20 protein-coding genes are annotated in these 26,456 nt (G+C 64.9%); 16 read left to right on the top strand and 4 right to left on the bottom strand.

The annotated features are described in order from the left end of the window. Positions 1 to 84: 84 nt before the first annotated feature. Complete coding sequence (gene polA, locus MHM84_RS16490; protein WP_239267432.1) at positions 85 to 2,892, top strand: DNA polymerase I; 2,808 nt, start codon at positions 85 to 87, stop codon at positions 2,890 to 2,892. A 35-nt stretch (positions 2,893 to 2,927) separates the two neighbouring features. Here polA and glpK read toward each other — a convergent pair whose 3' ends face one another. Next, the gene (gene glpK / locus MHM84_RS16495; RefSeq protein WP_239267433.1) at positions 2,928 to 4,427 is read right to left on the bottom strand and encodes a glycerol kinase GlpK; all 1,500 of its coding nucleotides are present in this window, start codon (positions 4,425 to 4,427) and stop codon (positions 2,928 to 2,930) included. A 269-nt stretch (positions 4,428 to 4,696) separates the two neighbouring features. Here glpK and MHM84_RS16500 point away from each other — a divergent pair, with 269 nt between their 5' ends. The 3 genes from MHM84_RS16500 (at position 4,697) to MHM84_RS16510 (ending at position 7,838) form a co-directional block, all read left to right on the top strand. Then, positions 4,697 to 5,464, top strand: a complete 768-nt coding sequence (locus MHM84_RS16500; protein ID WP_239267434.1) for a DeoR/GlpR family transcriptional regulator — start codon at positions 4,697 to 4,699, stop codon at positions 5,462 to 5,464. A 166-nt stretch (positions 5,465 to 5,630) separates the two neighbouring features. Continuing rightward, a complete protein-coding gene (glpD, locus tag MHM84_RS16505) occupies positions 5,631 to 7,175 on the top strand; it encodes a glycerol-3-phosphate dehydrogenase (protein ID WP_239267435.1) in 1,545 nt (514 codons plus the stop codon). A 144-nt stretch (positions 7,176 to 7,319) separates the two neighbouring features. After that, the gene (locus MHM84_RS16510) at positions 7,320 to 7,838 is read left to right on the top strand and encodes an ankyrin repeat domain-containing protein (RefSeq protein ID WP_239267436.1); all 519 of its coding nucleotides are present in this window, start codon (positions 7,320 to 7,322) and stop codon (positions 7,836 to 7,838) included. 18 nt (positions 7,839 to 7,856) lie between these two features. Here the strand turns inward: MHM84_RS16510 and MHM84_RS16515 are convergent, their stop codons facing one another. After that, positions 7,857 to 8,615 (bottom strand): Crp/Fnr family transcriptional regulator, encoded by a 759-nt coding sequence (locus MHM84_RS16515; RefSeq protein WP_239267437.1) that lies wholly within the window; start codon positions 8,613 to 8,615, stop codon positions 7,857 to 7,859. Positions 8,616 to 8,816: 201 nt separating this feature from the next. On the opposite strand from MHM84_RS16515, the gene MHM84_RS16520 reads away from it, so the two are divergent. The 5 genes from MHM84_RS16520 to MHM84_RS16540 all read left to right on the top strand — a co-directional run bounded on the left by MHM84_RS16520 (position 8,817) and on the right by MHM84_RS16540 (position 14,162). Next, a complete protein-coding gene (locus tag MHM84_RS16520; protein ID WP_239267438.1) occupies positions 8,817 to 10,226 on the top strand; it encodes a sigma 54-interacting transcriptional regulator in 1,410 nt (469 codons plus the stop codon). Positions 10,227 to 10,472: 246 nt separating this feature from the next. Continuing rightward, on the top strand, positions 10,473 to 11,597 hold the full coding sequence (locus MHM84_RS16525; protein WP_239267439.1) for a TRAP transporter substrate-binding protein: 1,125 nt from the start codon (positions 10,473 to 10,475) through the stop codon (positions 11,595 to 11,597). Next, entirely contained in the window at positions 11,597 to 12,232 is a 636-nt protein-coding gene (locus tag MHM84_RS16530) for a TRAP transporter small permease subunit (RefSeq protein WP_239267440.1), read from the top strand. The genes MHM84_RS16525 and MHM84_RS16530 overlap by 1 nt, the downstream gene beginning before the upstream one ends. Then, positions 12,225 to 13,580 (top strand): TRAP transporter large permease subunit, encoded by a 1,356-nt coding sequence (locus MHM84_RS16535; RefSeq protein ID WP_239267441.1) that lies wholly within the window; start codon positions 12,225 to 12,227, stop codon positions 13,578 to 13,580. Before MHM84_RS16530 ends, MHM84_RS16535 begins: the two co-directional genes overlap by 8 nt. 9 nt (positions 13,581 to 13,589) lie before the next feature. Further along, the gene (locus MHM84_RS16540) at positions 13,590 to 14,162 is read left to right on the top strand and encodes a hypothetical protein (protein ID WP_239267442.1); all 573 of its coding nucleotides are present in this window, start codon (positions 13,590 to 13,592) and stop codon (positions 14,160 to 14,162) included. A gap of 7 nt (positions 14,163 to 14,169) precedes the next feature. On the opposite strand, the gene MHM84_RS16545 is transcribed toward MHM84_RS16540, so the two are convergent. Next, positions 14,170 to 14,826: a TetR/AcrR family transcriptional regulator gene (locus tag MHM84_RS16545; protein ID WP_239267443.1), complete on the bottom strand. Its 657-nt coding sequence runs from the start codon at positions 14,824 to 14,826 to the stop codon at positions 14,170 to 14,172. Between the two features lie 109 nt (positions 14,827 to 14,935). Between MHM84_RS16545 and MHM84_RS16550 the strand changes: the two genes are divergently transcribed. Both MHM84_RS16550 and MHM84_RS16555 read left to right on the top strand, forming a co-directional pair. After that, positions 14,936 to 16,030: an HlyD family secretion protein gene (locus MHM84_RS16550; RefSeq protein ID WP_239267444.1), complete on the top strand. Its 1,095-nt coding sequence runs from the start codon at positions 14,936 to 14,938 to the stop codon at positions 16,028 to 16,030. After that, a complete protein-coding gene (locus tag MHM84_RS16555; RefSeq protein WP_239267445.1) occupies positions 16,027 to 17,580 on the top strand; it encodes a DHA2 family efflux MFS transporter permease subunit in 1,554 nt (517 codons plus the stop codon). Before MHM84_RS16550 ends, MHM84_RS16555 begins: the two co-directional genes overlap by 4 nt. 181 nt (positions 17,581 to 17,761) lie before the next feature. Here the strand turns inward: MHM84_RS16555 and MHM84_RS16560 are convergent, their stop codons facing one another. Beyond that, on the bottom strand, positions 17,762 to 18,496 hold the full coding sequence (locus tag MHM84_RS16560; RefSeq protein WP_239267446.1) for a DUF4396 domain-containing protein: 735 nt from the start codon (positions 18,494 to 18,496) through the stop codon (positions 17,762 to 17,764). A gap of 263 nt (positions 18,497 to 18,759) precedes the next feature. On the opposite strand from MHM84_RS16560, the gene MHM84_RS16565 reads away from it, so the two are divergent. The 5 genes from MHM84_RS16565 to MHM84_RS16585 all read left to right on the top strand — a co-directional run bounded on the left by MHM84_RS16565 (position 18,760) and on the right by MHM84_RS16585 (position 26,455). Next, entirely contained in the window at positions 18,760 to 19,287 is a 528-nt protein-coding gene (locus MHM84_RS16565) for a (2Fe-2S)-binding protein (protein ID WP_239267447.1), read from the top strand. Further along, complete coding sequence (locus MHM84_RS16570) at positions 19,284 to 20,291, top strand: xanthine dehydrogenase family protein subunit M (RefSeq protein ID WP_239267448.1); 1,008 nt, start codon at positions 19,284 to 19,286, stop codon at positions 20,289 to 20,291. The genes MHM84_RS16565 and MHM84_RS16570 overlap by 4 nt, the downstream gene beginning before the upstream one ends. Positions 20,292 to 20,303: 12 nt before the next feature. Next, positions 20,304 to 22,505, top strand: coding sequence for a xanthine dehydrogenase family protein molybdopterin-binding subunit (locus MHM84_RS16575; RefSeq protein ID WP_239267449.1), 2,202 nt, complete (start codon positions 20,304 to 20,306; stop codon positions 22,503 to 22,505). Positions 22,506 to 22,565: 60 nt separating this feature from the next. After that, the gene (locus MHM84_RS16580; RefSeq protein ID WP_239267450.1) at positions 22,566 to 24,803 is read left to right on the top strand and encodes a GNAT family N-acetyltransferase; all 2,238 of its coding nucleotides are present in this window, start codon (positions 22,566 to 22,568) and stop codon (positions 24,801 to 24,803) included. A gap of 182 nt (positions 24,804 to 24,985) precedes the next feature. Beyond that, positions 24,986 to 26,455: an aminoacyl-histidine dipeptidase gene (locus MHM84_RS16585; RefSeq protein ID WP_239267451.1), complete on the top strand. Its 1,470-nt coding sequence runs from the start codon at positions 24,986 to 24,988 to the stop codon at positions 26,453 to 26,455. Position 26,456: the final 1 nt, after the last annotated feature.

Below are 26,456 nucleotides of genomic sequence, written 5' to 3' on the forward strand. Positions count from 1 at the left end.
TGTCCGGCGACGACTGACGACCACCGCCGGCTTGCGTATCATGGGGGTATTGTCTGTCTTTCGTTTCCCAGGGATGCCTTATCCATGGCCGCTACCCCCATCGTTCTCGTCGACGGTTCATCCTACCTCTATCGGGCCTTTCACGCCCTGCCACCGCTAACCACTTCCAAGGGCAAACCCACCGGGGCGGTGAAGGGCGTGATCAACATGCTCAAGAGCCTGATCAAGCAGTACCCCAACAGCCCCATGGCGGTGGTCTTCGACGCCAAGGGCAAGACGTTCCGTGACGAGCTCTTCGAGCAGTACAAGGCGCACCGCCCGCCGATGCCCGACGATCTGCGCGAGCAGGTCGAGCCGTTGCATGCCTGCGTGCGCGCCCTGGGCCTGCCGCTGCTATGCGTCGAAGGGGTCGAGGCCGACGACGTCATCGGCACGCTGGCGCGCCATGCCACGGAGGCAGGCCGCGATGCGGTGATCTCCACCGGTGACAAGGATATGGCGCAACTGGTCAATGGCCACATAACCCTGGTCAACACCATGAAGAACGAGACGCTCGATACCGAGGGCGTCACCGCCAAGTTCGGCCTGCCGCCGGAACTGATCATCGATTTCCTGGCGCTGATGGGCGACAAGGTGGATAACATTCCCGGCGTGCCCGGGGTGGGCGAGAAGACCGCGCTCGGTCTGTTGCAGGGCATCGGCGGACTCGATGCGATCTACGCCGACCTCGACAGAGTCGCCACGCTGAGCATTCGTGGCGCCAAGTCGTTGCCCAAGAAACTCGAGGAGAATCGCGAGCAGGCCTACCTGTCGTATCGGCTGGCGACCATCAAGACCGACTGCGATTTGCCGGTGGGGCTCGACGATCTGGACATCGCCCATCCCGATCGCGAGGCGCTGCTCGAGCTTTACCGCGATCTCGAATTCAAGGCCTGGCTGTCCGAATTGCTGGCCGGCAAGGATAAAGGCGTCGATGACGTCGCGGGCGGAGCGTCGGCCGGTGCGTCGACGCGCGATACGCCCGCGGCAGGCGAAAACGCCGTGGACGAGCCGGTCACGCTGGCCAAGCCGGATCGCAACGATCATACCCTGCTGACCCAGGACGACTTCGATGCCTGGCTGGCGCGGCTGAAGGACGCCGAGACGTTCTGCTTCGATCTCGAGACCAACAGCCTCAACTACATGGAAGCCGAGATCGTCGGCATCGGCCTGGCTCTGGAGCCCGGCGAGGCGGCCTACATCCCGCTGGCCCACGACTACCTGGACGCGCCTGCACAGCTCGCGCGCGATGCCGTGCTCGCTGCGCTCAAGCCGCTGCTCGAAGACCCTGCCAAGGGCAAGATCGGCCAGAACCTCAAGTACGACATTTCGGTGCTGGCGCGTTACGACATCCGGGTCGTGGGGGCGCTGACCGATACCATGCTCGAGTCCTACGTGCTCAACTCCACGGCCACACGCCACGACATGGATTCGCTGGCGCTCAAGTATCTCGGCGAGAAGACCATCACCTTCGAGGAGATCGCCGGCAAGGGCGCCAAGCAGCTCACCTTCAATCAGATCGCGCTCGAGCAGGCCGTGCCGTATGCCTGCGAGGACGTCGACGTCACCCTGCGTCTGCACCGCGAGTTGCGCCCACGCATCGAGGCGGAGGGACGCCTGAGCGAAGTGCTGGACAGCATCGAGCGTCCCATGATCCCGGTGCTCTCGCGCATGGAGCGTATCGGCGTGGCGCTCGATGCCGAGCGTCTGCACCGCCAGAGCCAGGAGCTCGAGGCGCGCATCCGCGAGCTGGAAAAGGAAGCCTTCGACATTGCCGGGCGCGAGTTCAACCTGGGCTCGCCCAAGCAGCTCTGCGACATCCTCTTCGAGGAGCAGAAGATTCCGGTGATCAAGAAGACGCCCAAGGGCGCGCCGTCCACCGCCGAGGCGGTGCTCGAGGAACTGGCGCTGGATTACCCGCTGCCCAAGGTGATCATGGCCCACCGCGGGCTGACCAAGCTCAAGTCGACCTACACCGACAAGCTGCCGCTTCTGGTCAACAAGACGACCGGGCGCATCCACACCAGCTACCACCAGGCGGTGACCGCGACCGGCCGGCTGTCATCCAGCGACCCCAACCTGCAGAACATTCCGATCCGCACCGACGAAGGGCGCAAGATCCGTCAGGCCTTCGTCGCCCGGCCGGGTTATCGCATCGTCGCCGCCGATTACTCGCAGATCGAGCTGCGCATCATGGCGCACCTGTCCGAGGACAAGGGGCTGCTTGATGCCTTTGCCGAGGAGCGCGACATTCACACTGCCACGGCTGCCGAAGTGTTCGGCGTAGCGCTGGAGAACGTGTTGCCCGACCAGCGGCGTAGCGCCAAGGCCATCAACTTCGGGTTGATCTATGGCATGAGCGCCTGGGGATTGAGCAAGCAACTCAGGGTCGAGCGCAACCAGGCGCAGACTTACATCGATCGCTATTTCGACCGCTACCCCGGTGTGGCGCGCTTCATGAACGACACCCGGTCGCAGGCCGCCGAGGATGGCTTCGTCGAAACCGTGTTCGGACGCCGGCTGTACCTTCCCGAGATCAACTCCCGCCAGCATGCCCGCCGTCAGGCCGCCGAGCGCACCGCGATCAACGCGCCGATGCAGGGCACCGCCGCCGATATCATCAAGCGCGCAATGATCGACGTCGACACTTGGCTGAACCCGCGCGAGGGCGCCGCCGAATTCGATGCCTGGATGGTCATGCAGGTGCACGACGAGTTGGTCTTCGAGGTGCGGGAAACTCAGGTCGAGGATTTCATCGGTGCGGTCAAGCAGCGCATGCAGGACGCCGCCGAGCTGCGCGTGCCACTGATCGTCGAAGCCGAGGCAGGGGGGAATTGGGACGAAGCGCACTAGGCTGCGCATGACACCGGCGCCCGGCCACCCGGCGTTCACTCGACAGTGAACGCCATGGTCGCCTGCACGGCCTGACGCCAGCCGTTGTAGAGCCGCTCGCGTACGTCTTCCGGCATCGCCGGTTCGAAGCGCCGGTCGGTGGCCCACTGGCGCGCGATGTCCTCGCAGCTTGCCCAGAAGCCGGTAGCCAGGCCGGCCAGGTAGGCCGCGCCGAGCGCGGTGGTTTCCGTCTCGCGCGGTCGGCACACCGGCACACCGAGAATGTCACTCTGGAACTGCATCACGAAGTCGTTGGCCACGGCACCGCCATCGGCACGCAGTTCCTTCAGTTGCAGGCCGGCATCGGCTTCCATCGCGGCGAGCACGTCACGGGTCTGGTAGGCCATCGACTCCAGTGCCGCGCGGATGAACTGCTCCTTGGACGTGCCTCGCGACAGCCCGAACACGGCACCGCGTACGTCGCTGCGCCAGTAGGGGGCGCCCAGCCCGACGAAGGCCGGCACCATGTAGACTTCCTCGTTATGACCGGCGCGTTCGGCGTAGGCCTGCGAGTCGCTGGCCTTGCCGAGCATGCGCAACCCATCACGCAGCCATTGCACCACCGAGCCTGACACGAAGATGCTGCCCTCCAGGGCGTACTCCACCTTGCCGTTGCGGCTGCAGGCTATGGTGGTGATCAAACCGTTCTGCGATTGAACGGCCTTGTCACCGGTATTCATCAGCATGAAGCACCCGGTGCCGTAGGTGTTCTTGACCATGCCCGGCTCGAAGCAGGCCTGGCCGAACAGGGCCGCCTGCTGATCGCCTGCCACCCCGGCAATGGGTACCTCGCTGCCGAAGAAATGCTGGGGTAACGTGTAGCCATAGACCTCGCTGGACGAGCGCACCTCGGGCAGCATGGCGTGCGGCACGTCGAGCATGGCCAGCAATTCGTCGTCCCACTGCAGCGTGTGGATGTCGTACAGCATGGTGCGAGAAGCATTGGTGTAATCGGTGACATGGGCCTTGCCACCGGTCAGGTTCCAGATCAGCCAGGTATCGATGGTGCCGAACAGCAGCTCGCCACGCTGGGCACGTTCGCGGGCACCCTCGACGTGATCGAGTATCCACTTCACCTTGGTGCCGGCGAAGTAAGGGTCGATCAGCAGACCGGTCTTCTCGCGAACCAGCGACTCGAAGCCATCGCTGCTGAGCTGGTCGCAAATGTCCTTGGTCTGGCGCGATTGCCAGACGATGGCATTATGGATCGGCTGGCCGGTGTGGCGATCCCAGACCACGGCCGTTTCGCGCTGGTTGGTGATGCCGATGGCGGCGATCTCGGCCACGTCGACCTGGGAATTCTTGATCACCTCGGTAGCGGTCACCAGCACACTGGTCAGAATGGCGCGCGGATTGTGCTCGACCCAGCCTGGCTGGGGAAAGATCTGCTCGAATTCGCGCTGGGCCGAGTCTACGGTGTGGCCTTCCCGGTCGAACAGGATGGCGCGTGAGCTGGTCGTGCCCTGATCGATGGCCAGGATGTATTTCTTGTTCATGAGGCTCCTCGGTCTTCGTCGGTCACGATCGGCATGGGCCGGAATGTCCTGACCTGCCAACGAAAGGTAGAATGCCATGACCGCTACCCGGACGTAGCGTAGCGCGACATGGAACGACTTTTTCGTTATCGAACATTTGCAAGGTATTCGTCTCACTCGACTATTACAATCGAATTGGGAATCGTTGGCCTTAGACCATGGTCCAACGCTTGGGGCCTGTCGCGAGCCGAGGCCTGTTTTCCATCCGGATCGATCGCCAGGACACGACCATGCCCCAGCATCATCGCCACAGTGCCATTCTCGAACTGATCAAGCGGCAGGGATACGCTTCCATCGAACAACTGACGAAGCATTTCGATGTGACGCCGCAGACCATCCGTCGCGATCTCAACCAGCTCGCCGACGACAATCTGATCCGCCGGGTTCATGGCGGGGCGGGGCTGGTCGACTCGAGCACCGTCAATGCCTCCTACAGTACGCGCAAGACGCTCAACCTCGAAGCCAAGCAGCGTATTGCCCGCTGTGTGGCCGAACATATCCCCGACCACAGTTCCCTGTTCATCAATATCGGCACGACAACCGAGCTGGCCGCGGAGGCGTTGCTCGAGCATCGCGGGCTGGAAGTGATCACCAACAACCTCAACGTGGCCGCCATCCTCCAGCGCAAGGAGGATTTCAACATCATCGTCGCCGGCGGTGTGGTGCGTTCCCGGGACGGCGGCATCATCGGCGAGGCCACCATCGACTTCATTCGTCAGTTCAAGGTCGATTTCGGCATCATCGGCATCAGCGGCATCGACGAGGATGGCTCTTTGCTCGAATTCGATTACCAGGAGGTGCGTGTCGCCCAGGCGATCATCGAGAATTCGCGCCAGGTCCTGCTCGCTGCCGATCACTCCAAGTTCTCGCGCAATGCCGTGGTGCGCCAGGGCAACCTCAGTCAGGTCAATGCGCTATTCACCGACCATCAGCCGCCGCAGCCGATCCGCGAACTGATGCGCGCCCACGGTGTGGAGCTGCATGTCGTCGACGAATGAGTCGGGCCGCCTATGCCCGGGCAAATTTTCGCTTGATGTTCGTTTGCGCGTTGTTTATGTTCGATACAGAACATTTATGACGCATCAGTGCGTAATGCAGCGGTAAGCGAAAGGCCTGTCTGTGTGCCGCTACATTCCCTGACTCGCGACTTCAGCGGAGCGGCTCATGCATTCCCAGCGTCCAGACATCCTTGACCTTTTCGTGATTGGCGGCGGCATCAATGGTACCGGCATCGTCAACGACGCGGCGGGGCGCGGCCTGCACGCGGGGCTTTGCGAACAGGGGGATCTCGCCGGCGCCACCTCATCGGCTTCCAGCAAGTTGATCCATGGCGGTTTGCGCTATCTCGAGTATTACGAGTTTCGCCTGGTGCGCGAGGCGTTGCACGAGCGCGAGGTGCTGATGAAGAAAGCGCCGCATATCGTCTGGCCACTGCGCTTTATCCTGCCGCATCGGCCTCATCTGCGTCCGGCCTGGATGCTGCGCGCCGGACTGTTCCTTTACGATCATTTGAGCCGACGCAACGACCTGCCCGGGGCAGCGTCGCTGCGTTTCGGTGCCGACAGTCCGCTGAAGCCGGACATACGCAAGGGATTCGAGTATTCCGACTGCTGGGTCGACGATGCGCGTCTGGTGGTACTCAATGCGATCCAGGCTCGCGACGCGGGGGCGGAAATCCTGGTGCGCACACGCTGTGTCGGTGCCGTGGAGGAAAACGGCATCTGGACGATCACCCTCGAGGACCACCGCGACAAATCGACGTTTACCCGTCAGGCGCGAACGCTGGTCAACGCGGCAGGCCCTTGGGTCGAGTCGTTCATTCGTGGACAAACGCGGCGCTCGTCGCGCTACGCCATCAACATGATCAAAGGCAGCCACATCGTCACCCGGCGCATCAATACTGATGAGCGGGCCTATATCCTGCAGAATCGCGACAATCGCATCGTCTTCGTGTTGCCCTATCAACAGGATTACAGCCTGATCGGCACCACGGACATCGGTTATCAGGGCGATCCGGCCGACATCGCCATCAGCGATGCGGAGATCGACTATCTGCTCGAGGTGATCAACGACCACTTCCGCGATCCCCTGACCCGTGACGATATCGTGGCGAGCTATGCCGGGGTGCGTCCGTTATGCGACGACGAGGCCGACAACCCCTCCGCCATGACCCGCGACTACACGCTGAGCCTTGACCGGGGCCAGGACGACCGCAGTGCCCCGATGCTGTCGGTGTTCGGTGGCAAGATCACCACTTACCGTAAGCTCGCCGAAACGGCGCTGGCGCAACTGAAGCCCTATTTGCCCACCATGGGGCGTTCCTGGACCAGCGAGGTGGGCCTGCCGGGTGGCGACATCCCGGGCCGGCTGGCGTATGCCGACGAACTGGAGCGACACTATCCCTTTCTCGGTCGGCCGCGTGCCGAACGCTTCGCGTCCAGCTACGGTCGCCTGTGCGAGCGTTTCCTGACGGGCAAGCAATCTGCCAGTGAGTTGGGCGAGGACTTCGGCGCCGGACTTACCCGCGCCGAAGTCGATTACCTGATCGACCACGAGTGGGCCCGCGAGACGCGGGATATCCTATGGCGTCGAACCAAGCTGGACCTGCAGCTAACCGAGGCTCAGAAGCGGCGACTGGACGATTACCTGCACTATCGCCAGCAGCCTTCAGCGGTGCTGGCCGCCGAGCCGGCCGTGGTGCGCAAGTAACCTGCCTACGGACCGAGTCATGCGGTCAGCTACATGGTATTGGCCAATGGCGCCGATAGTTTGCTTGGCGCTGCGGATGGCCGCCAAGGTCACTATGATGGGTTGAATAATACCGCCTATCATAGTGACTGCACGGAGAACACCATGTCGCAAGCTCCCCAGGACGCCAAGCCGATGCCGGATGAAGAGACCATCGAACTGGCCACCAAGCTATTCAACTGTGCGCGAATCGGCGATACAGAGACCTTCCGCGAGTGGCTACCCCAGGGGCTCCCGCCCAATCTCTGCAACCAGAAAGGCGACAGTCTGGTCATGCTGGCCAGCTACCATGGTCATATGGAAACCACACGTGTACTGCTCGAGCATGGCGCCGACCCCGAAATGCGCAACGATCACGGTCAGAATCCCCTGGCAGGCGCCGCTTACAAAGGCAACCTGCCGATGGTCAAGCTGCTGTTGGAGCATGGCGCCGACGTCGATGGCTGCTCGCCGGACGGCAAGACGGCGCTGATGTTCGCCGCCATGTTCAACCACGTCGAGATCGTCGATTTTCTGCTTGCCAGCGGGGCCAATCCGCAGGCCACCGAAAGCCGTGGCATGACCGCCCGCGACCTGGCCCAGGCCATGGGCGCCGAGGATACCGCGGCTCGTCTGGCAGAATGAGCTGGCCTCCGTAAGTCGCTATACGGTGGACGACTGACGAGGGGCCTCGCTCGGTAGCGACAGGCCACCGTCCAGGTATTTGCCGTCGAATTCCGCGACGCAGGCAAGGGCATGGACATCGGGGATCTCGACCCACTGACGTTTACGAAATACCAGGCCCTGCTCGCGAAACACGGCGAAGGTCCGTGAGATATGCACGGTGGAAATGCCCAGCAAGTCCGCGATGAGCTGTTGGGAAAGCGGTAGCTCAATGCGGTTGGCATTGCAGGCGCCGATACGCTGCATGCGTTGCAGGGTTTCGTAGAGGAAGTGCGCCAGCTTCTGCTGGGCGTTGCGGCGGGCCATGTTGATCAGCCGCTCGGTCAGCAGCGCCTGGTGGTGGCCGGCGATGGTGAAGAACAGCGAGGTCAGCGTCGATGACTCGTCGAAGACTTCCTGCAGGTGCTTGTGCGGGAAATAACATATCTCGCTCTTGGTGAGCGTAACCACGGTGTTCAGACGATGGTGGAAGGCGTACTCCCCGAGTCCGATCACGTCACCCGGGATGTGAATATCGAGAATCTGCCGCGTGCCGTCTTCCATGTAGCGGCAGGAAAACGCCCAGCCCTGCGATAACACGCCGAAGCGGCCGGCGGGGTCGCCGGTTTCCCACAGCGTAGTCCCGGCGTTCACACTGACCGGGTTGACCTCGAGTTTCTTCAGAAGGTGCTTGTCCCTGTCGGACAAAGGGGCGAAGTGACTGAAATGACGTATGAAACAGCTATCCGAGGGGCTCACATCCTGGCTCCTGTGTCGATTGACGGGCTAGCAAGCCGCACTGCATCACTGAGTTATTCAGTAGAATTATCGTGACATATCCTGCAGCGAATTGCCTCATCATGCCATCGGGTTTGCGTTAGCGCTTCGCCCAAGGTCGCCTTGTCGTGTCTGCTGCGCCCGGCAATGCTGGAGCGACACGCATCATGCAGGGGACGCTCCATGGGGAATGCGCTGTTTTCAGTGCCGGCGGAGACATCGATCTCCCCGCTGCTATTGCATGGCCTCGATGCCATGAGCGAATGGCTGGTGGTGGTCGACGGCGAGGCGCGTATCACCTACCTCAATGCGCCCTATGCCGATTTTCTCGAGGTGGACCCGCTGGCCGTCGTGGGGAGGCCGGTGGCCGAGATCATCGAGAATACACGTATGCCCGAAGTGCTGGCGTCGGGCAAGGCCGAGCTGGCGCAACTGCAAAAGGTCCGCGGCCACCATATGATCGCTCACCGTTACCCGATCCGTGTGGATGGCAAGGTGGTGGGGGCCATCGGCACGGTGATTTACCACGACACCTGGGAATGGCGGCAGATGAACGTCCAGGTCAAGGCGCTCGAAGCCGAGGTGGACTACTACCGGCAGGCATTGGACGCTCGCGCCGGCACCCGTTGGCAACTGGCCGACGTGATCGGCGAGAGCGAGGCGATCCTCACGCTCAACGACAAGGTGCGCAAGGTCGCGCCGGGCGATGCCTCGGTGTTGATCCGTGGCGAGTCGGGCACCGGCAAGGAACTCTACGCGCATGCCCTGCACCGGCTATCGGAGCGCGCCAAGGAGCCGTTCATCAAGCTCAACTGCGCGGCGATTCCCGAACACCTGCTCGAGGCCGAACTGTTCGGCTACGAGGAAGGCGCCTTCACAGGGGCGCGCAAGGGCGGCAAGCCGGGCAAGTTTCAGCTCGCCCATGGCGGCACGCTGTTTCTCGACGAGATCGGCGACATGCCGTTGGCGATGCAGGTCAAGCTGTTGCGCGTACTGCAGGACCGTGAGGTCGAGGCGGTCGGCGCCACGCGGCTGGTGTCGGTCGATGTGCGGGTCATTGCCGCAACCCACCGCCCGCTGGAAAGTCTGGTCGAGCGCGGCGAGTTCCGTGAAGATCTGTTCTACCGCATCAATGTCGTACCCCTGACCATTCCCCCTCTGCGCGAACGCCGCGAGGATATTCCCGGCCTGGCCCGTCACCTGCTGGCGCGCCTGGCCGAGAAGCGTGGCCGACGCTGTCCGGGGCTCAGCGAGGCGGCACTGGCCTGCCTGTGCCGCTACCACTGGCCGGGCAACGTGCGCGAACTCGAGAACGTGCTCGAGGCGGCATTCTACCTGGGTGGCACCCGGCTCGATGTCGACGACCTGCCGGAAGCGCTGCGCTGCGAGCCGGCAGTCACTCCGACGCTGGGCGTGTCGCTCAAGGCGACCCTGGCGCGAGCCGAACGCGATGCCCTCGAGCATGCCCTGGCGGAGAGCGGCGGCAACCGTACCCGGGCCGCCCGGCGCCTGGGCATTGCCAAATCCTCTTTCTACGAAAAGCTGGCACGCCACGGCCTCGCCGATTCCCTATCGCTAAATACATCCGGTTAACCGGACGGTGACCGGTTAACCGGACGCTTCGACAAGAGATGGTCAGGGCGCTTCGCTCGCTGGCGTCCGAATTCTCGGACGCTTTTTGCGCCAGCTGCTCGATTCACGCCTTCGGAGAGCCGTCCGTCCACCGGCATCATGCGTTAAGCGACTATCACTCATGATTTTTATTGGGTTTGGCAGCGCCTTTGCCAGTGCTATGTCAGCCCCTTTGGGCCGGACAACAACAACAGCAAGGAGTCAGCCATGCCAAGCAACCCAAGCACGCCATTCGCTCGCACCCTCATCGCCGCCGGTATCGGCGCGGCCGTGGCTGCATCGCTGAGCGCCCCGGCGATGGCCGAAGGGCCCAAGCGTCTCGATGTGGCGAGCACCTTCTCGACCCAGAACTTTCTGGGCGAGGGCGCCGTGCATCTGTCCGAGGAACTCGAGAAGGCCACCGGCGGTGAAGTCACGCTGCGCGTCCATGAACCCGGCGACCTGGTCCCCGCCTTCGAGGTCTTCAACTCGGTGTCGTCGGGCGCCGTCCAGGCCGGCTGGGACTGGATCGGTTACTGGGCAGGCACGGTGCCCATCACCAACCTCTACGGCGCGTTGCCGTTCGGCCCCACGCCCGAGGCGTTCATGTCGTGGATGTGGGCCGGCGAGGGCACCGAGCTGCTGCAGAAGGCCTACGACCCGTACGGCGTAAAGGTGCTGCCGTGCTTCATCTCGCCGCAGGAAACCGGTGGCTGGTACAACAAGGAGATCAACACGCCCGAGGATTTCGAGGGCCTGTCGATGCGCATTTCCGGTCTCGGCGCCAAGGTGCTCAACAAGCTGGGAGCCTCCACGCAACTGGTGCCGGGCAGCGAGATCTACCTGGCCCTGGAGCGCGGGCGTGTCGACGCCACCGAGTTCTCGGTGCCGCAGGTCGATGCCGCCATGGGCTTCGACGAGGTGGCCGAGTACTACTACTTCCCCGGCTGGCACCAGAGCGCGAGCTGGTTCTCGCTGCTGATCAACCAGCAGGTCTGGGACGAATACAGCGACGAGCGCAAGGCGCAGTTCGAGACCGCCTGCCGTGCCACCCTGCAGTGGGCCATGGCCGAGGCGCCGCCGGAGCAGGTGCGTACCATTCATCAGCTCGAGGAGAAGGGCGTCAAGGTGCGCCGCTTCCCCGACGAGGTCATCAATGCACTGCAGGATGCCTGGGTCGAGGTGCGTCAGGAAGAGATGCAGAGCAACCCCGACTTCAAGGAAGCCTACGAGTCGCTGATGCAGCACGTGCAACTGATCGATGAGTGGTACGAACTGCAAGCGTTGCCGGCACCCAAGCCGATCCAGGGCGAGAACCAGCCCACGCCGGTCCAGGCTGAAGGAGACGCGTGATGGCCGACGCCCGCCTTGCGCCCTGGCGTGAGCGCGGTGCGGCGGTGTGTGCCGCCCTGGCCAGGCCCCTGGTCTGGCTGGGGCTGTTCGTGGGTCGTGTCACCAGCTGGCTGGTCCTGCTGGTGATGCTGGCCGTACTCACCACCGTCACGCTCAACGCCCTGGGCATCAACGAAATCGCTCGCTGGCAGGAGGACGTGCTGCTTTTCGGCAATGCGCTGACCATCAACAGCGTGACCGAGCTGCAGTGGCATCTGTTCGGCGTTCTCACTCTGCTCGGCGGCACCTATGCCCTGCATCACGACACCCATGTGCGCGTCGACCTGGTCTACCAGAAGCTCTCGCCGCGTGGCCGGGCCATCGTCGACATCCTGGGTCATCTACTGATGCTGATCCCGTTCTGCCTGCTGATCGCCTGGCTGTCGCAGCACTTCGTGGCGATGTCCTACGTGTCCGGCGAGCGCTCCAACTACGGCGGCCTGACCGATCGCTATCTGATCAAGGCGATGCTGCCGATCGGGCTGGTCTTCCTGGCCATCGGAGCGCTGGGCCAGGTGCTCAATAATCTGGCCGGCCTGTTCGATCCGTCCCGTCTGGCCGCGCCCACTCACGACAAGGAGCCGATCCATGGCTGAGTTTCTGGCCGAGTACGCCCTGGCCATCGCCATGGTCGTGGCCCTGTTGGCGGGGATCTTCACCGGCTACCCGGTAGCGTTCCTGCTTGGCGGGCTGGGCATCGCCTTTGCCTTCATCGGCGGCATTCCAATCCCGTTTTTGGGGACGGTAGGATCGCGTATCTTCGGTGGGGTGATCGAGAACTGGCTGATGATCGCCATTCCGCTGTTCGTGTTCATGGGCCTGATGCTGGAGCGCTCGGGCGTCGCCAAGCGGCTGCTGTTGACCCTGCAGCGCCTGTTCGGGCGCACGCCCGGCGGTCTGGCCATTTCGGTGGCGATTCTCGGTGTGGTGATGGCGGCGAGTACCGGCATCATCGGCGCCTCGGTGGTCATGCTGGGTCTGCTGGCATTGCCGGTGATGATGAAGCAGGGCTACCGCGCCGAGATGGCCTGCGGCGTGATCGCCGCCTCCGGCACGCTGGGCATCCTGATCCCCCCCTCGATCATGCTGGTGCTGATGGGCTCGATCCTGCAGGTGTCGGTGGGTGCGCTATTCAAGGCGGCGATGATTCCCGGGCTGCTGCTCGGCGTGCTGTACATCGTCTATCTGCTGGTCACCGCCTGGCTCAAGCCCGACTGGGCGCCCCTGGCCGACCCCGATGCGGTGGACGCCGACACCACGCCGCTGCCGCTGGCACTGCTGCGCGACCTGCTCGGGCCGGTGGTGTTGATCGTCGCCGTGCTCGGTTCGATCATGGCCGGCATCGCCACCCCCACCGAGGCGGCGGCCATCGGCGCTGCCGGCAGCCTGCTGCTGGCGTTGGTGATGCGCAGCCTGGACTGGGCGACCCTGCGCGAGGCGGTACGCGAGACGTCGCGCACCTCGGCGATGATCCTGTTCGTGGTGATCGGTGCGACCTGCTTCTCGGTGGTCTTCAAGCGCCTGGGTGGCGACTACATGATCGAGGAGATGATCACCGGTACCGGCCTGGGGCCCTACGGGCTGCTGCTGTTGCTGATGGCGTTGATCTTCGTGCTGGGCTTTTTTCTCGAGTGGATCGAAATCAGCTTCGTGGTGCTGCCGCTGGTGGCGCCGGTAGTCGAACTGCTCGATTTCGGCCTTGGCCTGTCGGGTCAGGCGCTGCTGATCTGGTTCGCCATTCTCGTGGCGATCAACTTGCAGACCAGTTTCCTGACGCCGCCATTCGGTTATGCGCTGTTCTACCTCAAGGGCATCACCGAAGGGCAGATCGGCATCGGTACCATCTATCGCTCGATCATTCCCTTCGTGCTGCTGCAGCTCACCGGGCTGGCATTGTGCATTGCCTTCCCGTCGCTGGTGCTGTGGTTACCGGGGCTGCTGTGAGGAGCGCACATGGCCAAGCGTGTACTGATCGCCGGCGGCGACGAGCTGCTCGAAGCGCTGGCGCGAGCCTTCCTGGAAGAGGGCGCCACGGTGGCCCTGCTGACCCCCGAAGCCACCAGCCTGGAGCGGGTGCTCGACGGCTTGGGCGGCGAACGTGACGACCGCTTCGGCCTGGTGGCGGGCGACGGAGCGCTGGATACTCTGCTGGGCCGTCTGGGCCGCCTTGACGTGCTGGTCTGCGCGCCCCAGGCGTTGGCCCGCAGTGTGCCGCTGGAGCGTCGTCTGGTGGAGCAGGTGGCAGGCCCGTCGAGCCTGTTGCAGGTCGCGCGAGCCTGGATGCACGGCCGCGGCGGCGGGCGCCTGGTAGCCGTCGCGCCGGATGGCGATACCCAGGCAGCCAGCATGGTACGCGACGCCCTGGCGGCATTGGTGCGCAAGCTTGCCGATGCCAGTGGGCCGGGGGTGCGGGTCAACCTGCTGTGTCCGCAAGGCGCGTCGAGCGCTGCGGTCGCCGATTGCGCGCGTTTCCTGGCCGGCGGAGCGGGCCGGGCGCTGAACGGACAGGTGCTGACGCTGACCTGATTCGGCGCTAGTCGATTCGGGACGCCACGGCGCCACGCAGGAACAATGTCACGCAGCGCTGCGCACGCGCATCGCACTGGGCATCGCTCGGTGAGATATCTCGACCCAGCAGGGCATCGACGTGCCACTCGCCGAGCAGCATGCCGATGAACATGCCGGCGGCCTCGCGGGGGTCGTCCAGGGCCAAGCCGCCCTGATGCACCTGCTCCTGCAGATAGTCGGCGAGCTGGCTGCGCGTGCGGTCGGGGCCGTGGCGCAGAAACAGCTCGCCGAGGTTGGGTGCACGCTCCGCCTCGAAGGCCAGGCCGCGAAACAGGCGAATCACCGGCGGATCGAAGACCAGCGCCAGCATGCGCCGGCCCAGCTCACGCAGCACATCCTCGACGCGCTGATCGCTGCGCCTGCCTTCCTCGATGGCCGCCCAGGCAGTCGCCACATGACGCTCCATGGCTGCCATGAACAGCCCTTCCTTGTTGCCGAACAGCTTGTAGAGCGTGGCCAGCGACCCCCCGGCGCGAGTCACTATCTCGTTGACGCTGGCGCTGGCATAGCCCTGTTCGAGAAACACGTCTCGAGCAGCGTCGAGCAGGCGCTCGCGGCGGGCCTGGCCGCGCAAGGTGAGGGGAGTGGGGCAAGTCGAAGGGGGGCGTTGCGAAGATGGCATAGGCGCAGGATCGAAAATCATGGAAAGTGTAGTGTAGCATTCATTACACTATTGCCCAGTAGGTGCGATGCCTGGTCCGTCGTACCGATCATCGACATGAGGCAGCAGCATGAAGCAGGGCGGCAAGATAGTCGTGGCGCTGGTCGCCGTGGTGGCGCTCGGCGCCCTGGCCTGGTGGGGCGTGACCTGGTGGAAGACCGGGCGCTTCATCGAGGAGACCGACAACGCCTACGTGCATACCGACAGTGTGGCGGTACGCTCCGAGCTGTCGGCGCGCATCGTCGACGTCGCCGTGACCGACAACCAGGCGGTGCGGCAGGGCGATCTGCTGGTGCGCCTGGACGCTAGCGACTATCGCACCCAGGTGGCCCAGGCCGAAGCCCAGCAGGCCGTGGCGGCGGCGGACATCACCCAGGCCAAGCGCCAGGTCGCCCTGCAGGAAGCGGCCATCGACGAGGCGAGGGCGCAGATCGATGCCGCCGAGGCCGACGTGCGCCAGGCGCGCCAGCACCTGCAACGCTCGCAATCGCTGGAATCGCGCCAGTATGCCTCGCAACAACAGCGCGAGGATGACGAGGCGACCTTGCGCGTCGCTGAGTCGACGCTGGCCGCGCGGCGTGCCGCGCTGGTCTCCGCCCAGCGTCAGTTGGATGTGGCCCAGGCCAGTATCGAGAGTGCCCAGGCCGGCTTCGAGGCCGCGCGTGCCGATCTCGACTACGCCCGCAACCAGCTTGGCAAGACCCGCCTGACCGCCCCGCGTGCCGGCGTGATCGGCAACCTCTCTGCCGAGGTCGGCGATCTGGCCCAGCCGTCGCTGACCCTGATGCAACTGGTGCCGGTGGAGTCGGCCTACGTGATTGCCAACTTCAAGGAGACCCAGACCGCCCGCATGCGCGTCGGCCAGTCGGTCGAACTGCATATCGACGCCTACCCCGACACGACGTTCGAAGGCGTGGTGGATAGCCTGGCGCCGGCCACCGGCACCGAGTTCAGCCTGCTGCCCAACGACAACGCCACCGGCAATTTCAACAAGATCGTTCAGCGCGTACCGGTGAAGATTCGCGTCACTTCGCCCGAGGGGGCACTGGGCCGGTTGCGTGCCGGACTCTCGGTGGTACCCGAGGTCGATACCCGCGAGCTGAACACCGAAACCTTCTATCACCGGGTCGCCACCGGCCCGGCGGTCGAGCCCTCCGCTTCGTGAGCGACGCGACCGCGACCGGTAACGGCCATGTCGCCAGCGATATGCCGTCCTGGCGCCAGCGCATCGGCTTCATTGCCGCGGTGTTCGGCATGTTCATGGCGATCCTGGACATCCAGATCGTCGCCAGCTCGCTCAATGAGATCCAGGCCGGCGTCTCGGCCAGCAGCGACGAGATCTCCTGGGTCCAGACCGCCTACCTGATCGCCGAGATCGTGATGATCCCGTTGTCGGGAATGCTCAGCCGCATTCTCTCGACGCGTATCGCCTTCGCGATCTCGAGCGCCGGCTTCACCCTGGCCAGCCTGGGCTGCGCGCTGGCCGGTTCCATCGAGCAGTTGATCGTGCTGCGTGCCATCCAGGGATTCATGGGCGGGGCGATGATTCCCATCACCCACGCGGTGAGCTTCTCGATCTTCCCGCGACGGGTGATGGGCAGCGTGCAGGCGGTGATCGGCATGGTGGTGACCATGGCGCCGTCGGTTGGCCCCACCATCGGTGGCTACATTACCGAGTTTGCCAGCTGGCACTGGCTGTTCCTGGCCAACGTGATCCCGGGCATTCTGGTGACCTGGGCGGCCTGGTCGTTTCTCGATATCGACAAGGGCGATCGCACAGCGGCGCGCCGCCTGGACGTGGTCAGCCTGGCGCTGATGGCGGTGTTTCTGGGTACCCTGGAGTTCACCCTCGAGGAGGGGCCGGGCGAAGACTGGTTCGCCAGCGAACTGATCGTGACGACGTCGCTGATCTGCCTGATCGCGGCGCTGGGCTTCTTCCGGCGAACCCTGACCAGTCGATATCCCATCGTCGACCTGCACGCCTTCACCAACCGCAACTTCGCGCTGGGTGCCGGGCTGGGTTTCGTGATCGGCATTGCGCTTTACGGGCTGGTCTATCTGATGCCGCTGTTCTTCGGCTACGTACGCGGCTATTCCAGCCTGCAGATCGGCGAGGTGATGTTCGTCACCGGCGTGGCGATGTTCTTCTCCGCGCCGCTGGTCGGCAAGCTGACCAATCACCTCGACCTGCGCGTGCTGCTGTTCTTCGGCCTGCTGCTGGTCGGCATCGGCACGCTGATCAATGCCAATCTCACCGTGGAGTCGGGATTCTGGCAGTTCTTCTGGCCGCAGGTGATCCGCGGACTGGGACTGATCATGTGCTTGATTCCCGCCTCGCGCATCGCACTCGGTACGCTGCCTGCCCATGAGGTGGGTAACGCCAGCGGCCTGTACAACGTCATGCGCAACCTGGGTGGGGCGTTGGGCCTGGCGCTGCTGGATACGGTGCACGACTGGCGCGTCGACTATCACTGGAACCAGTTGATTCCCGCCATCGGCAGCGGGCGGGATATCGTGGTGAGCGAACTCGCCAGCTATCAGGCGCTGTTCGAAGGGCATGTCGCCGACCCGTACCGCAGCGGCGTCGCCATGCTCGCTCAACGCGTGACCCAGCAGGCCGAGGTGCTGGCCTATAACGACATTTTCCTGTGGCTGGGGTCGATCTATGTGGTGTGTGTGCCGCTGGTGCTGTTTCTCAAACGTATCGAGGCCTGAAGAACCGCAGCGCTAAGCGACCACTATGCGAACACGACGCCGGGACAGGGCGGAGTGAAGGTCATTCGTCATGGATGATGAATGTGGCGCCCAAGGAAGGGGTATCACGCCTTCACGAAGACCTGCCCCGGGGCACCGAGCCAGGCCTCCGCCACGCCGAGTGCAGTAGCTCCGCAAGTCGTTACATGGCTTCCTTGATGCCCTTCTTGATCAACCACCAATTGATCGGGTAGGACGTCATGAAACCGAAGAGCATGGCGATCTGCATCATGAACCAGAACTCGACCGAGTTGACGTGCAATGTGTGGTTGAACACCACGGCGAACAGGTAGAAATGCGCGAAGGCCATGAAGCCGTACATGCCGATCTGCCAGGCGGTCAGCGACAGGAAGTCGGCCTTGGTGGCCTGGACCAGGCCCTGGCCGGGCGACAGGCCGCGCATCGGCTTGATGGTGAAATACTGGAAGGCGATGCCGAACAGGAAGGCCAGAGTGTAATCGAAGACCCACACAGCGTAGATTTTCTCGCCGAAGATCGCCTGCCAGCCGAACCAGATGGCAATTGCCGGGATCAGGAAGGCCAGCGTCTCGGCAATGATATCGCCCAGCGTACAGCCGCTACCGCAGTGCAGAGCGCCCTTGGCGACCTTGAGCGGGAAGGGGGTCTTGGCCATGTGCGGCGGCGTCTCGTCGTTCTGCATCGCCGGGTGGGCGATTTCGTGGGCGGCCAGGCGGCCATACTTCAGATAGAACGGTACAATGACGACGTGGCCGAACAAGGCGCATAACGGCCAGACATAATTCATGATCTTCATGTGCTGGGGGTGTTTCCTGACGTCCAGCGCAATATAGGCGGCACAGGCGAAGCCCAGCAGCACGGATATCCAGGCAAGGACATGCAACCAGGTGGGTATCATGGCAAGAACTCCTTTTCTTGGCGCGATAAAACCAGAGCGTCTTTAACGTAGGTGAAACTTCATCGTTATCGCAAACCATGGAGGCAATAGAAAATGGCCATGGTTCGAATACGTTAGCTACTCATTAGTGAGTGATTGGCGGTGCGCGTCGGTTTGTCGTTCCGGTCATCCTCTCCTAGGGTTGTACTAACCCTGCCCGACGGCCCCGAAGCCGTCGACGGTATCTCGTGAGGTACCGCTTACAAGGATGATGAGGAGTCGGCATGATGGAACCTTCCGAAACGGCGGCGCAGTCCGCCGAGACGGTCACCGTGAACCTGATCGTCAATGGCGAGCCGCGCCAGCTGCAGGTCACGCCCAATGTGGTCCTGCTCGATGCCCTGCGTGACGAGTTGCGACTGACCGGAACCAAGAAAGGCTGCGACCACGGCCAGTGTGGCGCCTGCACCGTGCACGTCGACGGCATGGCGATCAATTCCTGCCTGCGCCTGGCCGTGATGTGCGAAGGACAGCACATCACCACGGTCGAAGGCCTGGCGCGGGACGGCCAGTTGCACCCCGTGCAGCGCGCCTTTCTCGAACACGACGCCTACCAGTGTGGCTACTGCACCCCCGGCCAGATGATGTCCGCCGCCGCCCTGCTCGAGGATGAACGCATCGCCGCCGATGACGCCTCGGTGCGCGAGGCGATGAGTGGCAACCTGTGCCGCTGCGGCGCTTACAAGAACATTCTCGAGGCGGTCCAGGACGCACGCCGGGAAGTCGCGGCAGGCACGGAGGAGCGCTCATGAGATCCTTCGCATACTGCACGGCCGACGATGTCTCCCAGGCCGTGACCAAACACGGCGCCGACGATCGGGTCGCCTACGTGGCGGGCGGCACAACGCTGCTCGATCTGGTCAAGCTCGACGTCATGCGTCCGGCGCAACTCGTCGACATCAACCGCCTGCCGCTGGACGAAGTGGAGACGCTCGACGATGGCCGGTTGCGTATTGGCGCCACCGTGACCAATACCGATCTGGCGCACCATCCCGAGGTCAAGGCGCATTACCCCCTGCTCTCTCAGGCCTTGCTTGCTGGGGCCTCGACGCAGTTGCGCAACATGGCAACCACCGCCGGCAATGTCATGCAGCGCACGCGCTGCCCCTACTATCGAGACGCCTCGGCGGCCTGCAACCGCCGCGAGCCGGGCAGTGGCTGCGACGCCATGCATGGCATCAACCGCATGCACGCGGTGCTGGGTGTGAGCGATCAGTGCATTGCTACCCATCCTTCAGACATGTGCATCGCCATGGCGGCCATCGGCGCGACTCTGACCCTGGAGGGGCCCGACGGTAAACGCGAGATAGCCTTCAACGACTTCCATCGCCTGCCCGGCGACCAGCCCGAGAAGGAGCATGAACTGCGTCCCGGCGAGCTGATCACCCACATTACCCTGGATACACCGATCGAAGGGGCGGGGGCGTATTATCTCAAGCTTCGTGACCGGGCTTCCTACGAGTTTGCACTGGCGTCGGCCGGCGCGATAGTCGCCGTCGAGGATGGCGTGATCCGCGAGGCGCGCCTGGCGCTCGGCGGGGTGGCCACCAAGCCGTGGCGCTCCCACGAGGCCGAGCTGGCCCTGCACGACCAGCCGGCTGCAGTCTCGACATTCGAGATGGCAGCCGAGGCGGCGATGCAGGACGCCGTGCCCCACGAGTACAACGCCTTCAAGATCCCGCTGGCGCGTCAGGCGATCGTGCGCGCGCTGCGCGAGGCCTGCAGGGATGCCGAAAACGCCAACCAGCAACGCTGAGGATCACCACGGATGGATACCCAAGTCATCGGTCATCGCACCCCCCGGGTGGATGGCGAACACAAGTTGACCGGCCGCGCGGACTACACTACCGACTGGTACGTCGACGACATGCTGCACGGTTATCCGGTGCCGGCGAGCATCGCTCATGGCACGCTGGAAGCGCTGGATATTGAGCCGGTGCTGGCCATGCCCGGCGTGGTGGCGGTCTATCACCACGGCAACTTTCCCAAGCTCTATCGCTCGCCGAGCAGCCAGGCCCACCAGGACCAGGTCAGCGAGGTGCGCCTGCCTTTCGAGGATGAACGCATCCATTACGACGGCCAGTACGTGGCCATGGTAGTGGCGGAGCGCTACGAGCAGGCGCGTGCAGCGGCGCACGCTCTGCAGGCCCGCTACCGCCAGGACGACGGCGCGCGGCCAGGCCTTTTGCTGACTCGCGAGGATGGTCGGCCGATGGAGTCCGAAGGCGGCTCGCGCGGCGATCCCGACGACGCTTATGAACGCGCGCCGGTGAAGATCGATTGTATCTACGGCATCGCACCCGAAAGCCACATGCAGATGGAGATGCATGCCACCCTGGCGCAGTGGCGCGACGGTCGGCTCATCGTCCACGAATCGACTCAGGGTGTGGTCTACCAGCACAAGGCCATGGCACGCATCTTCGACATGCCCGAGGAGCAGGTCGAGGTCATCTCCCACTATATCGGCTCGGGATTCGGCAACAAGCTGTTCATGTGGCCGCATGCAGTGGCCGCGGCGGCGGCGGCCCGTGAGCTGGGACGGCCGGTGAAGACCGTGCTGTCGCGCCAGCAGGACATGGCCAGCGGCGGCAACCGGCCCGCCTCGCGTCAACGCCTGCGCCTGGCCGCCGATGCACAGGGTCGGTTGCAGGCGATGCGCCACGACAGCACCACCGAGACGTCCTTCGTGCATCCCTATGTCGACTCGGTGGGCTCGCCGACGCTGAGCCTGTATGCCTGCGACAATGCCGCGATCAGCCATCACCTGCTCGAGGTCAATCACGGCACGCCATGTCCGATGCGCGCGCCAGGCGAAGTGTCGGGCATCTATGCCCTGGAGTGCGCCATGGACGAGCTGGCCGTGGCGCTCGATATGGACCCGCTGGAACTGCGCCGGCGCAACTATAACCATGAGGACCCTGCCAAGGGGCTGCCGTGGTCGAGCAAGCATCTTGACACCTGCTACGACAGTGCGGCCAAGCGCTTCGGCTGGGAGCGCCGCGACCCCCGGGTCGGCTCGATGACGGAGGGTGACGAAATCATTGGCTGGGGGATGGCGACCAGTTCGTGGACTGCCGGTCGTCAGCCATGCATGGCACGCGTCGAGCTGCGCGCCGACGGCACGGTGATGGCTGCTTGCGGTACCCAGGACATCGGTACCGGCACCTATACGGTGGTGGCCCAGACCGTCGCCGAACTCACCGGGGTACCGCTGGATCGCATCGAGGTGCGCCTGGGCGAGTCCAGCCTGCCGGCCGGGCCGCTGTCCGGCGGGTCGATGGCCACCGCGACCACGCTGCCTGCCGTGGCGGCGGCGGTGCGCGCCGCCATCGACGAGCTCAAGGAGGTTGCCACCGACGAGGATGCGCCCTTCACCGGTGCCGACCCGGAGGGCCTGACCTTGCGTGACGGCGCGCTGGTCGACGAGCAGGGCAAGCGGGTCGCCTTCGCCGAACTGCTGGCCGGGCAGAAGCTGGGCAGTGTCAGCGGCGATGGCCAGGCGGCCCCCGGCGACGAGCAGAACCAGTACAGCTTCCGCTCGTTCGGCGCGCACTTCGTCGAGGTGCGCTGGGACCCGGCCATCACCCGGCTGCACGTGTCCCGGGTGGTCAGCAGCATTGACATCGGCCGGGCGGTGAATCCCGCCACGGCGCGCAACCAGGTCGAAGGCGCCATCGTCATGGGCATCGGCATGGGCCTGTTCGAGAAGCTCGACTACGATCCGCGCGATGCCCGGCTGATCAACAACAACTACTCGGACTACATCGTCGCCAGTCACGCCGACATGCCCGACATCGATGTCGAGCTGCTCGACAATCCCGATTACGCCTTCAACGAGTTCGGCGCGCGCGGTGTCGGCGAGATCGGCCTGACCGGCGTCGCCCCGGCCATTGCCAATGCCATCCACCACGCCACCGGCAAGCGCATCCGCGACCTGCCGATCACCATCGACAAGCTGCTGGTGGGCTGACTGCCGGGTTGCGCCGGCCAAGGCTGGCGCAACCGGCTTGCGTGGCGCATGCTAGGCGCCATGGTTTTTCTCGATACTCTCCATGCACTCTGCGACCGCTTGAGCGAGCGTCGTCAGCGTGCCCTGCTGTGGGTTGCTGCGCCAGCGTCCGAGGCGATCTCGCGTGCCCATGCCCTATGGCGGGGACGGGGCTGGCGGGCGCCGCTGTGGCTGGGGCCTGATCCCGGCCTTGACGGGATCGCCGCCCTGCCGGCCGCCAAGGCCCGCATCCGGCTGGGCGGCGAGCACGACCTGGTGATCGTCGACGCGGTCTCTCCGTCGGCCGGGTTCGACCCGGATGCCTTCGGCGCCATCTCGGGCACGTTGCGCGGCGGTGGCTTGCTGGTCCTGCTGACGCCCGAGACCTGGCGCAGCGGCGTGCCGACACCGGACAGCGACTATGCACGTCTGGCGGCCTGGCCGCACACGGCGGAGTCGCTGAGCGCACGCTTTCTGGCGCGCCTCGCACGGCGACTGACCGAATCGCCACAGGTGCTGCGCTGGTCGTCCGATACGGCACCGCTCGCGTCTGGCCTGCCCGACGCGGACATCTCGACGGCATCGGCCCCGCCGGACGATCCGGCCTGCTTGACGCTAGATCAGGCCCAGGCCGTCAGAGGTTTGACCCGACTGCGCCGGCGCCGGCCGCTGGTGCTCACCGCCGACCGCGGACGCGGCAAGAGCGCAGCGCTGGGCATTGCCGCCGCTCGACGCCTGCAGGCCGGCGAGCGGCGCCTGTGGGTCACCGCGCCGCGTCCGGCCTCGGTCGCGCCGTTGTTCGAGCGTCTCTCGACGTTGCTGCCCGAGGGGAGAAGCGAAGGAAATACATATCACGCTCGCATCGGCGACGCTGAGGCCGAGGTGCGCTTCCTGGCCCCGGATGCACTGCTCGAGGCGTTGCACGAAACTGACGTCGACCCCAAGTCGCCACCGACACTGTTCGTCGACGAGGCGGCGGCGATCCCCACCCCGCTGCTGGGTCGCTGGCTGGCAGCCTTTCCGCGCATCGCCTTTGCCACCACCGTGCATGGCTACGAGGGCACGGGGCGCGGTTTCGCCCTGCGCTTTCGCGAGCGTCTCGAACGGGAGAGCCCCGACTGGCGGGAGCTGCACCTCGTTCAGCCAGTACGCTGGGCCGAGGGCGACCCCCTCGAGGCGGTGACCCGCGAGATCTTGCTGCTCGATGCCGAGCCCGCCGACGAGGCGCGGGCTGCCGAGGCGCTGGCCGCGCACCCTCTGCGGATCGTGCCGCTCGACCGGGATGCACTGGCCAGCGACGACGACCGCCTGGGCGAGCTGTTCGGTCTCCTGGTGCAGGCCCATTACCGCACCACCCCGGCCGACCTGCGCCAATTGCTCGACGGCCCCGATACCCATCTGCTGGCGGCCTATGTGGGCGAGGTCTGCATCGGCGTCTGCCAGGCGAGCGAGGAGGGTGGTTTTCCTGCGCATCTGGCCCAGGCCATCGCCTGGGGTGAGCGACGTCCGCGTGGGCATTTGCTGGCGCAGTCGTTGGCGGCGCATGCCGGTCAAGTCACGGCAGCCGAGGCGCGCTGGTGTCGGGTCACACGCATTGCGGTGCATCCGGCGGCGCGACGCCGGGGAGTGGGCCGCGCGTTGATCGATGCATTGGCGCAAGGCATGGCGGGCCGAGGCATCGGCCGCCTGGGCGTGAGCTTCGGGGCCGAAATCTCCCTATTGGCATTCTGGCGTACGCTGGGTTTCGTCTCCTTGCGCATCGGGCTGTCCCGCGAGGCAGCGAGCGGCGAGCACGCCGTGATGATGGGCCGTGCACTCGACACGCGTGCCGCCGCCGAGCTGGCGCAGTTCGGGCGCGATTACCGCAGGCTTCTGCCCAGCCTGCTGGCCTTCGAGTTGGGCCGGCTCGAGCCCGAGCTCGCAGCAGCGTTGCTGCGGGAGGGCGAGCCGCCTGTCATCGATGAAACGACGCGAGCACGCGTGGCGTGGTTTGCCCAGGGCGGTGGTGAACTGGCCGCGGTCAGGCCCTGGCTGGCGATGGCCTGGCTGGCCTGGTGGCGTGATCCGGGACGCATGCAGGGCGATGCCGAGCTGGTTGCCTTCGCCGGGCCGGTATTTCAGGGCGGCGATGGCTCACCGTCCGCTGGGCGCAAGGCCCGGCTGGCGCATTGGCGGGACCTGGCCGGGCGGCTGCTGGCATGGCTGGAAACTCGACGGCGCGAGAATCCGCCGCTACAGCCCGGGATTGCCGATGGGGCCGGGCATATCGGGGATCGGTGAACAGCCGCTGAGCCACGGCAGCAGACCCAGGCCGAGCGTTGACGCTTTCGGGATGGGACGGAACATGACACCTCCCGTGGCGGTGAGTGGTTCGCCATCCTAGACGGGTGACGTCGCTATCGAAAGCTTGCGTCTCACGATACGCGGCGTAAGGTATCGGAGTCTCAAGCAGGGGTGCTGTCATGAACGAACATCTGGATACGCTATCGCCGGCCATCGTCTGGCGACACTTCCGCACGCTGTGCAATACGCCGCGTCCCTCCGGCCAGGAGGAGCGTCTGGCATCGATCATCGAGCGCTGGGCGGATGAGCGCGGTCTGGCACACGACCGTGACGCTGCCGGCAACCTGCGGGTCTGCAAGCCGGCGTCGCCCGGCTGCGAGTCGGCACCCGGCGTGATTCTCCAGGGCCATCTGGACATGGTCGCCCAGGCCAACGCCGATCATCCCCACGACTTCGCCACGGATCCCATCGACACCTATATCGCCGATGGCTGGCTGCATGCCCGCGACACCACGCTGGGCGCCGACAACGGTCTGGGCGTGGCCGCCGCGCTGGCCGTGCTCGAGGACGATACGCTGCGCCATGGACCGCTTGAAGCGCTGTTCACCGTCGAGGAGGAGTCGTCGATGGGCGGCGCGCTCCAACTGGCCGAGAACTGGCTACAGGGCAGTTTGCTGCTCAATCTCGACTCAGAAGATCGGGGGCAGGTCTATATCGGCTGTGCCGGCGGTGCCGACGTGGTGGTCTCGGCCAATCTGCCGACCAGTGCCCTGCGCGACGACGAACAGGCCTGGCGGCTGTCGTTGACCGGCCTGGTCGGCGGGCATTCGGGCATCGATATCCACAAGGGACGCGGCAACGCCAATCGCTTGCTGGTGCGCGTGCTGCGTGCCCTGGAACCCTACGGGGCGCGGCTGATCGACTATCAGGGCGGGACCCTGCGCAACGCACTACCGCGCGAGGCCTTCGCCACCCTGGCGTTGGATGCCGACGAGGGCGAGGCGGCTCAGGTGCGAGTCGCCGAGCTGCAGGACGAACTGGTCGCCGAGTTGGCCGGGGTCGATGAGGGGCTGACGCTGGAGCTGGAAGCCCTGCCTGCTGCGCCGGGCGAGGCGCTGACCCGCACCGCCAGTCACATGCTGGTCGCCGCGCTGCATGTCGCCCCCTGCGGGGTCGAGCGGATGAGCGTCGAGGTGCCGGGGGTGGTCGAGACATCCAACAACCTCGGCGTGGTAACGCTCGGGCATGGCCGCTTCCGCCTCTGCGCACTGGTGCGCTCGCTGCGCGATAGCGCCACGGCTGACATTGCCGACCGTTTCCGGGCCCTGTTCGGCCTGATCGGCGCCGAGACGCGGGTCGAGAACGTCTACCCTGGGTGGACGCCGAACCCCGAAAGTCCGTTGTTGGCTCGCTTTCGCCGTTTGCATCAGCGCCTGCTGGGCAGCGATCCGGACGTCAGGGTCATCCATGCCGGGCTGGAGTGCGGCATTCTCGGCGGCAAGTATCCGGCGTTGGAAATGATCTCGTTCGGGCCGCAGATTCGCGGCGCACACTCGCCCGACGAGCGGGTCGAGCTCGACTCGGTCGAGGAGTTCTGGGCGCTGCTGCGTACTCTGATCGAGGACCTGGCGGAGCGCCAGGCGGCTTGAC

Source organism: Halomonas sp. McH1-25, from assembly GCF_022348165.1.
Classification (GTDB): domain Bacteria; phylum Pseudomonadota; class Gammaproteobacteria; order Pseudomonadales; family Halomonadaceae; genus Modicisalibacter.

Excerpts from the sequence above, each read along its gene's own strand:
- polA (WP_239267432.1), top strand. The coding sequence starts at position 85 with ATGGCCGCTACCCCCATCGTTCTCGTCGACGGTTCATCCTACCTCTAT.
- glpK (WP_239267433.1), bottom strand. The coding sequence starts at position 4,427 with ATGAACAAGAAATACATCCTGGCCATCGATCAGGGCACGACCAGCTCA.
- MHM84_RS16500 (WP_239267434.1), top strand. The coding sequence starts at position 4,697 with ATGCCCCAGCATCATCGCCACAGTGCCATTCTCGAACTGATCAAGCGG.
- glpD (WP_239267435.1), top strand. The coding sequence starts at position 5,631 with ATGCATTCCCAGCGTCCAGACATCCTTGACCTTTTCGTGATTGGCGGC.
- MHM84_RS16510 (WP_239267436.1), top strand. The coding sequence starts at position 7,320 with ATGTCGCAAGCTCCCCAGGACGCCAAGCCGATGCCGGATGAAGAGACC.
- MHM84_RS16520 (WP_239267438.1), top strand. The coding sequence starts at position 8,817 with ATGGGGAATGCGCTGTTTTCAGTGCCGGCGGAGACATCGATCTCCCCG.
- MHM84_RS16525 (WP_239267439.1), top strand. The coding sequence starts at position 10,473 with ATGCCAAGCAACCCAAGCACGCCATTCGCTCGCACCCTCATCGCCGCC.
- MHM84_RS16530 (WP_239267440.1), top strand. The coding sequence starts at position 11,597 with ATGGCCGACGCCCGCCTTGCGCCCTGGCGTGAGCGCGGTGCGGCGGTG.
- MHM84_RS16535 (WP_239267441.1), top strand. The coding sequence starts at position 12,225 with ATGGCTGAGTTTCTGGCCGAGTACGCCCTGGCCATCGCCATGGTCGTG.
- MHM84_RS16540 (WP_239267442.1), top strand. The coding sequence starts at position 13,590 with ATGGCCAAGCGTGTACTGATCGCCGGCGGCGACGAGCTGCTCGAAGCG.
- MHM84_RS16545 (WP_239267443.1), bottom strand. The coding sequence starts at position 14,826 with ATGCCATCTTCGCAACGCCCCCCTTCGACTTGCCCCACTCCCCTCACC.
- MHM84_RS16550 (WP_239267444.1), top strand. The coding sequence starts at position 14,936 with ATGAAGCAGGGCGGCAAGATAGTCGTGGCGCTGGTCGCCGTGGTGGCG.
- MHM84_RS16560 (WP_239267446.1), bottom strand. The coding sequence starts at position 18,496 with ATGATACCCACCTGGTTGCATGTCCTTGCCTGGATATCCGTGCTGCTG.
- MHM84_RS16565 (WP_239267447.1), top strand. The coding sequence starts at position 18,760 with ATGATGGAACCTTCCGAAACGGCGGCGCAGTCCGCCGAGACGGTCACC.
- MHM84_RS16570 (WP_239267448.1), top strand. The coding sequence starts at position 19,284 with ATGAGATCCTTCGCATACTGCACGGCCGACGATGTCTCCCAGGCCGTG.
- MHM84_RS16575 (WP_239267449.1), top strand. The coding sequence starts at position 20,304 with ATGGATACCCAAGTCATCGGTCATCGCACCCCCCGGGTGGATGGCGAA.
- MHM84_RS16580 (WP_239267450.1), top strand. The coding sequence starts at position 22,566 with ATGGTTTTTCTCGATACTCTCCATGCACTCTGCGACCGCTTGAGCGAG.
- MHM84_RS16585 (WP_239267451.1), top strand. The coding sequence starts at position 24,986 with ATGAACGAACATCTGGATACGCTATCGCCGGCCATCGTCTGGCGACAC.